The sequence below is a fragment of the Kribbella pittospori genome, from assembly GCF_004331465.1.
GTDB classification, from domain to species: domain Bacteria; phylum Actinomycetota; class Actinomycetes; order Propionibacteriales; family Kribbellaceae; genus Kribbella; species Kribbella pittospori.
Genome location: NZ_SJKB01000001.1, coordinates 70126 through 83365 on the forward strand (window position 1 = coordinate 70126; position 13240 = coordinate 83365).

Below are 13240 nucleotides of genomic sequence, written 5' to 3' on the forward strand. Positions count from 1 at the left end.
AAGCTGCTGACGGCAGTGTCGCCCACACTGGGAGGGGTCATGCGGACCAGACGATTCGTGGCGGTTCTCGGGGTGGTCGCGGCGGTGTTCGCGGGCCTGCCCACGGCGGCCGGAGCCAGTACGACGGAGGCCTCGGCGACCGTGGTCCCGATCCAGGTCACCGGTCCGGCGGCGTCCCGTTTCAACCTGGTGGTGATGGGCGACGGCTACACCGCCGCCGAGCTGCCGAAGTTCCGCGAGCAGGTCGACAAGCACCTGAACATCCTGTGGAGCATCGAGCCGTTCAAGTCGTACCGCGACTACTTCAACGTGTACGCCGTCGAGATCACCTCGCCGGAGAGCGGCGTCGACTGCGACCCGGACCTCACCTCGCCGCAGGTCGACACCCCACTGCAGATGGGCTTCTGGGGCGGCTGCAACCCGGGCAGCGTCCAGCGCCTGCTCACCGTCGACACCGCCGCCGCGACCCAGTACGCCAACCTCGTCCCCGGCACCACCAGTGCCAACCGCCAGATCCTTGCCATCGGCAACAGCGATACGTACGGCGGCGCCGGTGGCAGCTACGCGACCGCGTCCGGCGGCAACGCGCTGTCCGCGCTGATCACCCCGCACGAGCTCGGCCACTCTCTCGGCGGCCTCCAGGACGAGTACGACTACTACGCTCGCGGAGACCGCGGAGCGCCGTACGAAGGGCCGGAGCCGTCCTCCATCCACCACACTTTGCTGACAGAGCAGCAGATGCGGGACCAGCAGAAGAAGTGGTACCGCTGGCTGGGTGAGCCGTCCGAGTCCGGCGGCACGATCGGCCGCTACGAGGGCGGCATGTACGCCGGCTCCGGTGTCTGGCGGCCGAGCCGGCACTCGATGATGAAGGCGCTCGGCTACTACTTCGATCAGGTCGCGCGGGAGCGGATGACGCAGCGGATCTCGTCCCGGACCAACCTCTTCCAGGACAGCACGCCAGTCGGTCAGGTGGCCGGCGACCAGGTCGTCTGGCTGCAGACCCTGCACCCGCTGAGCCACGAGCTCGACGTCACCTGGACCTTGGACGGTACGGCGCTGCCGACCGCGACCACCCGTGCCATCGACCTCGCGGCCCTGGACCTGACGCCCGGCCAGCACACGCTGACCGCGAAGGTCGTCGACCCGACCGAGTTCATCCGGGATCCCGCGGCACGACCGACTGCCTCGCGATCCTGGACCGTCGACACAAGCCTGACCGCTCAGCCTTCGACTGCGCCGGTGACGTTCACCGGGTCGACGTCGACCGAGCATCCGGTCAGTGCCGACGAGGTGGTGTACGCCGAGACGACGCAGTCTTCGACCGAGCAGCCCTCGATCACGTGGCGGCTGGATGGTGCGCCGGTCGCCAACCCGGGCAATGACCGGGACTTCGACCTCGAGCCGCTGCACCTCATCGGGAAGCACACGCTGACCGCGAGTGTGGCCGGCGAGACGCTGACCTGGTCGGTCGACGGCGTCGAGCCGGTGGTGAAATCCACGCTCTCGAAGCCGTTGCTGACCGTGCAGAAGCCGACCGGGCCGGAGTACATCTACAACGACGCCTTCACCATGGGGCTGGCCGCGACGGACGACAGCGCCGGGTACGTCGTTCCGGAGTTCCGGGTCGACGGGGACGGTTGGTACAACTACTTCGGCTGGCCGACGGACGCGTCCGCGCCGTTCCGGTTCACCGCCGAGGGGACCGAGATCGACCAGCTCGTCTACGGCAAACTCGGGGTACCGCGGGTGGTGCCGTGGGACGACGTACCGCCTGGGTACGGCCGGCACCAGGTCGAGTACCGCGCCATCGATGCCACCGGCAACATCGGGACGCCGCGCCGGTTCGCGGTGACGCTGCTGCGGCCGGCTCCGGCCTGTACGTCGACCGTGACCGGAGTCCACAGCGGTCCGCTGGTGGTGAGATCCGGCGTCACCTGCCTGGTCGACGCAACGGTCAACGGTCCGCTGCTGGTCCAGTCGGGTGCGTCGTTGGTTGCCACCGGCACTCGGATCGTGGGTCCGGTCCGGGCCGACCGTGCAGCCGATCTCCAGTTGCTGCGGAGCACAGTCGCCGGACCGGTGACAGCCGATGGCGTGACCCGGAGCGTGGTCGCGGTCGGGTCCTCGGTCAACGGGCCGGTGTCCGTGACCAGGGGACGTACGACGGAGGCCGCCGTACTGGCTGGGAACACGGTCGACGGGCCGCTCAGCTGCTCGGGGAACGCGCCGGCGCCGGTGAACCTGCAGGCTCCGAACCAGGTCTCGGGACCCCGTTCGGGGCAGTGTGCGGGGTTGTGAGTTGCGCGGACATGGACGTGAGATTCGCTGACATGTCCGTGGGCTGCACGGTGCCATAGCTTTCCGGTGCGGGGTGTTCCCGCCGTACTGGAGGAGAGAGATGAACGGACTGCGGGTGGCGGCGCTGATGGCGGCCACGATCACCACCGGGCTGATGGCGGGCGTGTACGCGATCTACTCGAACGCCTTCATGCCCGGCCTGGCCACCACCGACGACAAGACCTTCGTCGGCGCGTTCCAGGCAGTCGACCGGGCCATCCTCAACCCGGTCTTCCTGCTCCTCGGCTTCGTCGGCTCGGCGGTGTTCACGCTGCTGGCCGGTCTGCTCAGCCTGAAGGAGCCATCGCTGCCATGGCTCGCGGTGGCCTTCGCCCTGAACCTGATCACGATCATCGTCACGATCGCGGTCAACGTCCCGCTCAACGACGCCCTCAAGGCGGCCGGCGACCCGAACGCCATCGACGTCGCCGCCGCCCGAGCGGCCTTCGACGAGGCCCGGTGGCGCGCGTTCAACCTGCTACGCACCGTGCTCATGGTGGTCTCCTTCGGGCTGCTCGGCTGGGGGCTCTACCTCACCGGCAAGTCCGCGGCCTGAGACGGGCCTGAGACAATGCCTGCGTGGCACCTGTTCAAGCACCGCCCTCGCAGCAACTGCCCGCGGTCCAGAAACTGCGGGTCCGGTTCGCCAAGCGCGGGCGGCTGCGATTCACCTCACACCGCGACTTCCAGCGGGCGTTCGAGCGCGCCGTCCGCCGCGCCGAGCTCCCGGTGGCGTTCTCGCACGGCTTCAGCCCGCACCCGAAGATCTCGTACGCCGGTGCCGCGCCGACCGGAGCCGCGTCGGAGGCGGAGTACCTGGAGATTTCGCTCACACACGAGCGGGACGCCGAGCAGGTCCGGGCCGCGCTGGACGAGGCGCTGCCGCCCGGGCTCGACGTACTCGAGGTGGTTGTCGCCGGCCCCGGAGCGCTGGCTGAGCGGCTGGAGGCGAGCGAGTGGCGGATCGCGTTGCCTGGGGTGGATCCCGAGGTAGCCGCCGCTGCGGTGGAGGCGTTCCTGGCCCGGGAGGAAATTCTGGTCGAGCGCATGACCAAACGGGGTCTTCGCTCGTTCGACTGTCGGGGTGCCGTTCTGCGACTCACCGTCGCGCACGAACCGGCGCCGGTTGCGACGTGTGCGATACTGCAAGTGGTGTTACGGCACGGAACCCCGGCCGTGAGACCCGACGACGTTCTCGCCGGCGTGCTAGAGGTAGCGACGCTCCCGGTGACGGGCCCGGCTCTTCTGACCAGGCTCGCCCAGGGCCCGCTCATCGCGGCCACCGGCACGGTGGACGACCCGCTCGCTCGTGACCGCGACGCCACCCAGGCGACCGCGACCGGCCAGGTAGGTCCCCACCAGACGCATCCAGCGGAGGGCGACGCCGCCGCTCCCTCTGTGCCCTGAGCGCGGTCGGAGCGGATCCAGCAGGCTTCCGCCGCGCGGGCACCGGAAAATGTGCCGCACGGCGAACCGTGACCGTCTTTCGGAGTGGCTGCGCCGGACCCGTGACAGGGGTCGCAGGCTGCGCCGGAAGGCTTGAGGAGACCCGTACCGCATGCTCGACAACGAGCCGACTACCGAGGCAGCCGAGACGGCTGCCACCGCCCAGCAGCCCAGCGCCGGCAGGACCGCCAAGAAGGCTGCCGCGAAGAAGACCACCACCCGCAAGCGCACGGCCAAGACGGCCGCCGCCGACGTCGTTCCCACCCAGTCCGACGGCGAGACCGCCGACCCGGCTCCGGTGAAGAAGACGGCCGCCAAGAAGGCCGCCGCCAAGAAGACCACGGTGAAGAAGGCCGCGGCCAAGACCGCCGCGAAGAAGACCACCGCCAAGCGCACGGCGAGGAAGACCGCCGCCCAGGACACGTTCCCTGAGCTGAACGAGGACGCCGCGCCCGACACGACCACCGCCGACGCAGGCCCGGTCGTGGAGAACGCCCCGGCGCCGGCGAAGAAGACCACCCGGAAGCGCACCTCGAAGAAGGCTGCCGCGACCGATCTGACCAGCACGGACTCACCCGTCACCGACGGGCCTGTCGCCGACGCCAGCCACCCGTCTGACGCCGCGGCCGAGGCTGCGCCGGCTGCGAAGCGCTCGTCTCGCCGCCGCGGCGCCAAGCTCACCACGACCGCCTCCGACGAGGCGCCCACCACGATCTTCCCGAAGGCTGAGGAAGAGGCCGAGACCCCGGCTGAGGAGACGACCACGCGTCGTACCCGCCGGCGTGCTCCGGCCGCTGCGGCGGTCCTGTTCCAGGCGCCCACCGACGTACCGGCTCAGGCTCCTGCGCAGGCCGCGGCGACCAGCCCGGTCGAGGCGACCGCCAAGACGACGACCCCTGAGACCACTCCGGAGACTGCCAAGGCGACCCCGGAGGCGACCCCGGAGGCGGGCGCCGACGAGCAGCCGACGACCACGCGGCGCCGCCGCAGCCGTCGCGGTCGTGACGCGGAGGCTCGTGAGGCCACCGCCGAAGAGACCACCGAGGCAGCCGAGACTCCCGCCACCCAGCAGCCCGCCGCCCGTAAGGGTGCGGAGCCGGCTGCGGACGACGAGTCCGCCGACGCTCAGCCGGAGTCGGACGCGCAGTCCGAGGACGGCGAGGAGGGTGGCGAGGGCACGCGTCGTCGCCGTCGTCGCCGCGGCGGCCGTCGCCGCCGCAAGTCCGGTGACGCCGATGGCGCCGAGGACAGCGCGGACGAGCAGTCCGACGACGACGAAGCGGACGAGCAGGACGCCGAGGCCGGCTCCGACGACGAGCAGGACGCCTCCGCCGATGGCGATGAGGAAGGCGCGGGCAGTTCGTCCCGGCGCCGCCGTCGCCGTCGTCGCCGCAAGGGCGAGGAGGGCGCGACGTCGCCCGACGACCCCGACGAGACCGTCGTCCGGGTGCGCGAGCCGCGCAGCAAGAACACCGCGAACGAGATCACCGCGGTCGAGGGCTCGACCCGGCTGGAGGCGAAGAAGCAGCGCCGCCGCGAGGGCCGGGCAGCCGGCCGCAGGCGCGCGCCGATCGTCACCGAGGCCGAGTTCCTGGCCCGGCGCGAGTCGGTCGAGCGGACCATGGTGATCCGGTCCCGCGAGGACCTGACCCAGATCGCCGTGTCCGAGGACAACGTCCTGGTCGAGCACTACGTCGCCCAGGCCGAGCAGACCTCGCTGATCGGCAACGTGTACCTGGGCCGCGTGCAGAACGTGCTGCCCAGCATGGAGGCCGCGTTCATCGACATCGGCAAGGGCCGCAACGCCGTCCTGTACGCCGGTGAGGTCGACTGGGCCACGCTCGGCGGGGCCAACGGCCCGCGCAAGATCGAGCAGGTGCTGAAGTCCGGCCAGGCGGTCCTGGTCCAGGTGACCAAGGACCCGATCGGCCACAAGGGCGCGCGGCTGACCAACCAGATCAGCCTGCCCGGCCGGTACGTCGTCTACGTACCGCGCGGCGGCAACGGCGGCATCAGCCGCAAGCTGCCCGACACCGAGCGGAACCGGCTGAAGACGATCCTCAAGGACATCGTCCCCGACGAGGCGGGCGTGATCGTCCGGACCGCGGCCGAGGGTGCGTCCGAGGAGGAGCTGACCGCGGACGTCAGCCGCCTGCAGTCGTTCTGGGAGGACATCGAGAAGAAGTCCAAGAACGGCCAGGCCCCGCAACTGCTGTACGGCGAGCCCGACCTGCTGATCCGGGTCGTCCGGGACCTGTTCACCGAGGACTTCGCCAAGCTCGTGATCTCCGGCGACCGGGCCTACGACCAGGTCCGTGAGTACGTCACCAGCGTCGCGCCGCACCTGGCCGACCGGGTGCAGAAGTGGAGCGGCGACGGCGACGTCTTCGCCAGCTTCCGGATCGACGAGCAGATCAAGAAGGCGCTGGACCGCAAGGTGTGGCTGCCGTCGGGTGGTTCGCTGATCATCGACCGGACCGAGGCGATGACGGTCGTCGACGTGAACACCGGCAAGTTCACCGGCTCCGGCGGCAACCTCGAGGAGACCGTCACCAAGAACAACCTGGAGGCGGCCGAGGAGATCGTCCGGCAGCTCCGGCTCCGCGACATCGGCGGCATCATCGTGATCGACTTCATCGACATGGTGCTGGAGTCGAACCGTGACCTGGTGCTGCGCCGGCTGGTCGAGTGCCTGGGCCGGGACCGGACCAAGCACCAGGTGGCCGAGGTCACCTCGCTCGGCCTGGTCCAGATGACCCGGAAGCGGATCGGCACCGGTCTGCTCGAGGCGTTCAGCGAGAACTGCGACCACTGTGGTGGCCGCGGCCTGATCCTGCACGACGAGCCGAAGGAGTCCCGTCGCCGGGACAGCCGCAACGGCAACGGCCAGGACAACAACAAGCCCGCGGCCGCGCAGGCGGACGAGGGTGGCCGCAAGGGCTCGCGCCGCCGGCGGGGCAAGGGCCGCGGCGAGGACGAGCAGGCGGCCGAGGACACCGCGCAGCACAACGCCGACGCCGCCCAGCGACTGGCCCAGATCGCCGCTGCTTCGGCGCTCGACGCGAAGAAGTCCGACGAGGCCGGTACGACGGAGACTCCGACCGGCTACCCGGTCTCGGGGACGGACGACGTACAGGTGAGCCCGGAGGCGACCGGATTCCCGACCGAGACTGCTGAGTCGACCACCACGGTGGGCGCCGAGGCGGCTTCGGCCTCGGCTGAGCCGGCTTCGGGCGAGGCGGCTCCGGCTGAGGCGGCTCCGGCTGAGGCGGCGAAGAACGGGAGCAGCAGGCGCCGGCGGAGCAGCCGGGGCCGTGGCAAGGCGGCGACCGAGGGTGATGCCGGTAACACCGAAGCCGGTGCGACCAGCGACGCCACGGAGCTCGTCTCCACGGGGAGTTGACCCGGTTTGACCCGTCTGTGAGCCGACCCGTAAACTTGAGCTTCGGCGCGCGTTCCGCGTGCCATGTTTGTGTGGGCCGCTAGAGGTCTGTGCAGGCCCCCGTAAGTTTTCCGAACCAGCAGAGAGCGAGATCCACGGTGTACGCGATCGTGCGCAGTGGCGGCACCCAGCAGAAGGTCGCCGTCGGCGATGTCATCGAGATCGACAGCCTGACGGACGAGGTGGGCGACACCGTGTCCCTCCCGGCGGTCATGGTCGTTGACGGCGACACCGTGACGACCGATGCCGCGGCGCTGGCCAAGGTGGCCGTTTCGGCCGAGGTCCTGGGTCGGACCAAGGGTCCCAAGATCCACATCCTCAAGTACAAGAACAAGACCGGTTACCGCAAGCGCCAGGGGCACCGTCAGCACTACACCCAGGTCAAGGTCACCGCGATCGACGCGAAGAAGAAGTGAGCTGATCCAGACATGGCACACAAAAAGGGAGCGGCGTCGACCCGTAACGGTCGCGACTCCAACGCGCAGCGCCTCGGCGTGAAGCGGTTCGGCGGTCAGCTGGTCAACGCCGGCGAGATCATCGTCCGCCAGCGGGGCACGCACTTCCACCCGGGCAACCTGGTCGGCCGTGGCGGCGACGACACGCTGTTCGCACTGGCCGAGGGCAAGGTGGAGTTCGGCACCCGGCGCGGTCGCCGCGTCGTCAACATCGTCCCGGCCCCGGCGGAGTAACACCGCCACCCGGTACACAAGCTCTGTCGAAGGGCGGGTCGCGGAATACCGCGGACCCGCCCTTCTGCTGTGTAAGACAGTGCTACGTAAGGGAAGACAAGAACCTCGTCCCTCGCTCCGCTCGGGGCGGGAGGCGAAGACAGGAAGTAGAGAACACCGATGGCGATTCCCAGCTTTGTCGACCGGGTCACGGTGCATGTCACCGCGGGCCGCGGCGGAAACGGCTGCGCCTCGGTGCACCGCGAGAAGTTCAAGCCCCTGGGCGGCCCGGACGGCGGCAACGGCGGCGACGGCGGCAGCGTGATCCTGCGCGTCGACCAGGACGTGACCACGCTGGTCGACTACCACCGCTCCAGCCACCGCACCGCGACGAACGGTGCCCAGGGCAAGGGTGACAACCAGGCCGGCAGCAACGGCGGCGACGTGGTCCTCGGCGTCCCCGACGGCACGGTCATCAGTACGGCGGATGGCGTCGTCCTCGCGGACCTCGTCGGGACCGGCGCGGAGTTCGTCGCGGCGCAGGGTGGCAAGGGCGGCCTCGGCAACGCGGCGCTCGCCAGCAGTGCCCGCAAGGCGCCCGGTTTCGCGCTGCTCGGTGAAGACGGCGAGGAGCGGACGCTCGTCCTCGAGCTCAAGGTGGTCGCGGACATCGGTCTGGTGGGCTTCCCGAGTGCCGGCAAGTCGTCGCTGGTCGCGTCGATCAGCCGGGCCCGGCCGAAGATCGCCGACTACCCGTTCACCACCCTGATCCCCAACCTCGGGGTTGTCGTTGCGGGTGACACCACGTTCACCGTGGCCGACGTACCCGGGCTGATCGAGGGTGCGAGCGAGGGCCGCGGGCTCGGGCATGACTTCCTGCGGCACGTGGAGCGGTGTGCGGCGCTCGTACACGTCATCGACTGTGCGACGTACGAGCCTGGCCGGGATCCGCTGAGTGACCTGGACACGATCGAGGCTGAGCTGCAGGCGCACGGCGGTCTGGAGGATCGGCCGCGACTCGTTGCCCTGAACAAGATCGACGTACCGGACGCCCGCGAGATCGCGGAGATGGTGCAGGCCGAGCTGGAGCAGCGCGGGCTGCGGGTGTTCCCGATCTCGACCGCCTCTCATGAAGGCCTGGAGGCCTTGAAGTTCGCGATGGCGGAGATCGTCATGCAGCGGCGGGCCGAGGAGGAGAAGCCCGACACCACGCGGATCGTGATCCGGCCGCAGGTGCACGGCGGGCCTGAGTTCAAGGTGAAGAAGCTGCCGGACGACGGCGGCTGGCTGGTGCAGGGCGAAAAGCCCGAGCGCTGGGTCAAGCAGACCGACTTCGCGAACGCGGAGGCGACCGGCTACCTGGCCGACCGGCTGAACCGGCTCGGAGTGGAGAAGGAACTGCTGGAGCGCGGCGCGATGGAGGGCGACGCGGTCGTCATCGGCGACGGGCCGAACGCGATCGTGTTCGACTTCGCACCCGAGGTCCAGGCGGGCGCGGAGATCCTGGCCCGGCGCGGCGAGGACCACCGGCTGGAGGAGGCGCGTCCCGCGGTCCAGCGGCGGCGGGCGAAAGACACCGAGTACCACGCCCACCGGGCCGGGGAGTCGTCGACCGACCTGTCGGAGTACGGCGCGGGCTGGGTCGAGGACGAGGTGGACCTGTCCCCGGCCGAGGCCAAACGAGCAGCTGAAGCTGCGGCGAAGCTGGCGCGCAAGGAAGCACGCGAGCTCGAACTGCAGAAGGAACTCGACCAGAACGGTTGATTTCATGAAGGAACGCGCGGAGGCCGTCGAGGCCACGCGGATCGTCGTCAAGGTCGGCTCGTCGTCGCTGACCCAGCGCGGCAAGATCGACCTCGAACGGCTCAGGCTGCTCGTCGACGCCATCGCGTCGCGACGGGTGGAGGGGGCCGAGGTCGTGCTCGTCTCGTCCGGCGCGATCGCCGCCGGCCTGGCCCCGATGGGTCTGCGGTCGCGACCGCGTGACTTGGCGACGCAGCAGGCGGCTGCATCGGTCGGGCAGGGGCTGCTGATGGCCCGTTACAGCGATGCGTTCGCGGCGCATGGTTTGCGGGTCGGTCAGGTGCTGCTCACCGTCGACGACGTGACCCGGCGGAGCCACTACCGCAACGCCTACCGGACGTTTGCGCGGCTGCTGGAGCTCGGCGTCGTACCGATCGTGAACGAGAACGACACAGTCGCCACCACGGAGATCCGGTTCGGCGACAACGACCGGTTGGCCGCGCTGACCAGTCACCTCGTGCACGCCAATCTGCTGCTTCTGCTGTCCGACGTGGACGGGTTGTACGACGGGGATCCGCGCAAGCCAGGGACGTCGATGGTCACCGACGTACACGGCCCCGCTGATCTGGCGCCGTTGCGGATCGGACGTACCGGCTCGTCGAATGTGGGCACCGGTGGCATGCAGACGAAGGTCGAGGCGGCCGCGATCGCCACGGAGGCAGGGATTCCGGTCCTCCTCACGTCGGCAGGTCGCGTGGGGGAGGCGCTGAAGGGCCTGCCCGTCGGCACCCTCTTCCACCCCACCGGCCGTCGTCGCAAGACCCGCCTGCTCTGGCTCGCCCACGCCACCTCGGGTCAGGGCCGGCTCCACCTCGACGAGGGCGCCGTACGAGCGGTGACAGAGCGCCGTACGTCGCTCCTTCCGGCCGGAATCACGAAGGTCGAGGGCACATTCTCGGCCGGCGACCCGGTCGACCTCGTCTCGCCTTCGGGGGCGGTCATCGCCCGCGGCCTGGTCAACTACGACGCGACCGAACTCCCTGACCTGCTGGGCCGATCGACGCGCGACCTCGCGCGGGAACTCGGCGCGGCGTACGAACGCGAGGTCGTCCACCGAGACGACCTGGTCCTGCTGTGAACCGATCGACCTAGGATGAATCATGAGCGAGATCATCGAGCTGGCCAGGCGGGCGCGGGAAGCGTCGTACGCGTTGGCCGAGGCTTCGCGGGCGACGAAGGACGCGGCGCTGCACGCGATGGCGGCGGCGTTGCGGGCGAACACGGACGCGATTGTCGCGGCGAACGCGAAGGACGTCGCATCGGCCCGTGAGGCGGGTACGCCGGAGTCGACCGTGGACCGTTTGGCGTTGAACCCGGCTCGCGTAGACGCGATGGCCGCTGGTCTGGAGCAGCTTGCCGGCCTGACCGACCCGGTTGGTGAGGTCGTGCGCGGCTACACGCTGCCGAACGGGCTGGAGCTTCGCCAGGTCCGCGTGCCGTTCGGCGTCGTCGGGATCATCTACGAGGCCCGCCCGAACGTGACCGCCGACGCGGCCGGCATCTGCCTCAAGTCGGGCAATGCGGTGCTGCTGCGCGGTTCGTCCTCGGCCGCCGCGTCCAACGAGGCGATCATCGCCGTACTGCGGTCGGCCGCCGCATCGGCCGGATTGCCCGCGGACGTGGTCCAGGGTGTGCCGACTGAGCGGGCCGCGGTGAAGGAGTTGATGCAGGCGCGCGGGCTGGTCGACGTACTGATTCCGCGCGGTGGTGCTGGGCTGATCCAGACCGTGGTCAGCGAGTCGACCGTGCCGGTGATCGAGACCGGCGTCGGCAACTGCCACGTTTATGTGGACCAGGACGCCGACCTCGACCTGGCGCTGACGATCCTGCTCAACGCGAAGACTCAGCGTCCGAGTGTCTGCAACGCGGCCGAGTCGCTGCTGGTGCACTCGTCGGTCGCCTCGGACTTCCTGGCTCGAGCCCTACCTGCGCTGGCTTCGGCCGGAGTCACGGTGCACGGCGATCCGGCTGTAGTTGCTGCGGGCAAGAATGTCGTCGTGGCGACGGAGGAGGACTTCGGCGCGGAGTACAACTCGCTGGATCTGTCCGCCGCCGTGGTCGACTCGCTCGAGTCCGCGGTGCAGCACATCCGCCGCTACAGCTCCGGTCACACCGATGCGATCATCACGCGCTCGCAGGCCGCCGCGCGCCGGTTCGTGCAGGCGGTCGACTCGGCCGCGGTCGTGGTCAACGCCAGCACGCGGTTCACCGACGGCGGCGAGTTCGGCTTCGGCGCCGAGATCGGCATCTCCACCCAGAAGTTGCACGCCCGCGGCCCGATGGGCCTGCCGGAGATGACCTCGACCAAGTACGTCGTCACCGGCGAGGGTCAGATCCGAACCTGAACGTCCTCACCACGGGCGGCTCGGCGGACACCACCGCCAGAGCCGCCACGTGGTCGGGATCCACATCGAGGTCCTCGATCTGGATTCCCGCTGTGATCTTGCGTGGCTTGGCGGGTAATCCCTCGCCGGTCGCCTTCACCGCGGCCTCCCTGCGCGTCCAGTACGTGAGGAATGCGCGCACCCTCTCGGTCTCGGCGTGCCGGCTGAGTTCGTCGATCTCCTCAGGAGTCAGCGCCACTTTCGCGAGCCCGTCGACGTCCAGGTGCGGGTCGAGCTTCTCCACATCGATCCCGACCGGCCGGTCACCGATCGCGACACCGACCAGGTCGCCGGCGTGGGTGACCGACAGTTCGACGCCGTCCGCACGCACCTTGCCGTGCGGCTTCCCACAGCGCGGGCAGGTCCGGTCCAGCCGGATACTTGCTGCAGGCAACGAGAACCGTGCCGCGAGCAACCGCCGTACCATCGTGCAGCCGAGCAGGAACCGCTTGCGGTCGTCGGCGTGGACGTATGCCGCCAACCGCCCCCGCTCGACGTCGTCCAGGTCTGCGGCGAACTCGTCGCGGGCCTGGTCGATCCGGGCCCACCAGACCTCGACCGTCATACCGGTCCGGGTGTCCAGGTCAGGCTCCCGCTGCGCAAGTCCTCGAGGATGCCGTCGATCCATTCCGCCTCGGCCACTGTGACGGACCGCTGGTACTCCGTTTCGAGCAGCGCGAACCGGGGGATCGGCGCGCCCTCGACCTCCAGCGTCAGCTCGGCGTCGAGCTCCGCCACCCGCTTGGTCAGGTGGTCCCGCCGTTGAGCCAGCAGCTCGCCGGCGGCCTCCGGAGGCACCAGCATCACGAACGACAGTCCGGCCGGGAACTCGGGGAACTCGTTGCGCGGCGTGGTCAGGATCTCGGCCAGCCACTCCCGGCAGACCGTCCGCCCGTCCTCGGTGAGGTGGTAGACGGTCCGCTCCGGGTAGCGCTCGTCCCGCTCGGTCGCGCCGGCGGTGATCAGACCGGCCTCTTCCAGCCGGACGATCATCCGGTACAGGCTGGTCCGTTGGCCGACGTTGACGACCTGGTCCTTGCCCCACTGCTTGATCAGCCGCTGGATCCCGTACGGGTGCAGCGGCCCGTTCTCCAGCAGGCCGAGGATCGCGAGCGCGAGGGGTGAGCGTCGGAAGGTCACGCCGTCAGCTTACGGGG

11 protein-coding genes are annotated in these 13240 nt (G+C 69.8%); 9 read left to right on the forward strand and 2 right to left on the reverse strand.

Annotation, left to right across the window (positions count from 1 at the left end; all coding sequences use genetic code 11):
- Window positions 1–39: 39 nt before the first annotated feature.
- The 9 genes from E0H73_RS00325 (at window position 40) to E0H73_RS00365 (ending at window position 12044) form a co-directional block, all read left to right on the forward strand.
- Entirely contained in the window at window positions 40–2301 is a 2262-nt protein-coding gene (locus E0H73_RS00325; RefSeq protein WP_131349782.1) for a M64 family metallopeptidase, read from the forward strand.
- Between the two features lie 100 nt (window positions 2302–2401).
- Window positions 2402–2896 carry an anthrone oxygenase family protein gene (locus E0H73_RS00330; RefSeq protein ID WP_131349784.1) on the forward strand — a complete coding sequence of 165 codons (495 nt, stop codon included), beginning with the start codon at window positions 2402–2404 and terminating at the stop codon, window positions 2894–2896.
- A 23-nt stretch (window positions 2897–2919) separates the two neighbouring features.
- Complete coding sequence (locus E0H73_RS00335; RefSeq protein ID WP_131349786.1) at window positions 2920–3747, forward strand: TIGR03936 family radical SAM-associated protein; 828 nt, start codon at window positions 2920–2922, stop codon at window positions 3745–3747.
- Between the two features lie 151 nt (window positions 3748–3898).
- The gene (locus tag E0H73_RS00340; protein ID WP_131349788.1) at window positions 3899–7189 is read left to right on the forward strand and encodes an Rne/Rng family ribonuclease; all 3291 of its coding nucleotides are present in this window, start codon (window positions 3899–3901) and stop codon (window positions 7187–7189) included.
- A gap of 137 nt (window positions 7190–7326) precedes the next feature.
- Window positions 7327–7644: a 50S ribosomal protein L21 gene (rplU, locus tag E0H73_RS00345; protein WP_131349790.1), complete on the forward strand. Its 318-nt coding sequence runs from the start codon at window positions 7327–7329 to the stop codon at window positions 7642–7644.
- 12 nt (window positions 7645–7656) lie between these two features.
- Window positions 7657–7917, forward strand: a complete 261-nt coding sequence (gene rpmA / locus E0H73_RS00350) for a 50S ribosomal protein L27 (protein ID WP_131349792.1) — start codon at window positions 7657–7659, stop codon at window positions 7915–7917.
- A gap of 159 nt (window positions 7918–8076) precedes the next feature.
- Window positions 8077–9660 carry a GTPase ObgE gene (obgE, locus tag E0H73_RS00355; RefSeq protein WP_131349794.1) on the forward strand — a complete coding sequence of 528 codons (1584 nt, stop codon included), beginning with the start codon at window positions 8077–8079 and terminating at the stop codon, window positions 9658–9660.
- Window positions 9661–9664: 4 nt separating this feature from the next.
- Window positions 9665–10777, forward strand: a complete 1113-nt coding sequence (gene proB / locus E0H73_RS00360; protein ID WP_131349796.1) for a glutamate 5-kinase — start codon at window positions 9665–9667, stop codon at window positions 10775–10777.
- A gap of 22 nt (window positions 10778–10799) precedes the next feature.
- Window positions 10800–12044, forward strand: a complete 1245-nt coding sequence (locus E0H73_RS00365; RefSeq protein WP_131349798.1) for a glutamate-5-semialdehyde dehydrogenase — start codon at window positions 10800–10802, stop codon at window positions 12042–12044.
- On the opposite strand, the gene E0H73_RS00370 is transcribed toward E0H73_RS00365, so the two are convergent.
- On the reverse strand, window positions 12016–12648 hold the full coding sequence (locus tag E0H73_RS00370) for a 4'-phosphopantetheinyl transferase family protein (RefSeq protein WP_165555440.1): 633 nt from the start codon (window positions 12646–12648) through the stop codon (window positions 12016–12018). The genes E0H73_RS00365 and E0H73_RS00370 overlap by 29 nt on opposite strands.
- Window positions 12645–13223: a PadR family transcriptional regulator gene (locus E0H73_RS00375; protein WP_131349802.1), complete on the reverse strand. Its 579-nt coding sequence runs from the start codon at window positions 13221–13223 to the stop codon at window positions 12645–12647. Before E0H73_RS00375 ends, E0H73_RS00370 begins: the two co-directional genes overlap by 4 nt.
- Window positions 13224–13240 lie beyond the last annotated feature (17 nt).

Coding starts and splice junctions, on each gene's coding strand:
- proB (WP_131349796.1), top strand. CDS start 9,665: ATGAAGGAACGCGCGGAGGCCGTCGAGGCCACGCGGATCGTCGTCAAG.
- E0H73_RS00365 (WP_131349798.1), top strand. CDS start 10,800: ATGAGCGAGATCATCGAGCTGGCCAGGCGGGCGCGGGAAGCGTCGTAC.
- obgE (WP_131349794.1), top strand. CDS start 8,077: ATGGCGATTCCCAGCTTTGTCGACCGGGTCACGGTGCATGTCACCGCG.
- E0H73_RS00325 (WP_131349782.1), top strand. CDS start 40: ATGCGGACCAGACGATTCGTGGCGGTTCTCGGGGTGGTCGCGGCGGTG.
- rpmA (WP_131349792.1), top strand. CDS start 7,657: ATGGCACACAAAAAGGGAGCGGCGTCGACCCGTAACGGTCGCGACTCC.
- E0H73_RS00330 (WP_131349784.1), top strand. CDS start 2,402: ATGAACGGACTGCGGGTGGCGGCGCTGATGGCGGCCACGATCACCACC.
- E0H73_RS00340 (WP_131349788.1), top strand. CDS start 3,899: ATGCTCGACAACGAGCCGACTACCGAGGCAGCCGAGACGGCTGCCACC.
- E0H73_RS00370 (WP_165555440.1), bottom strand. CDS start 12,648: ATGACGGTCGAGGTCTGGTGGGCCCGGATCGACCAGGCCCGCGACGAG.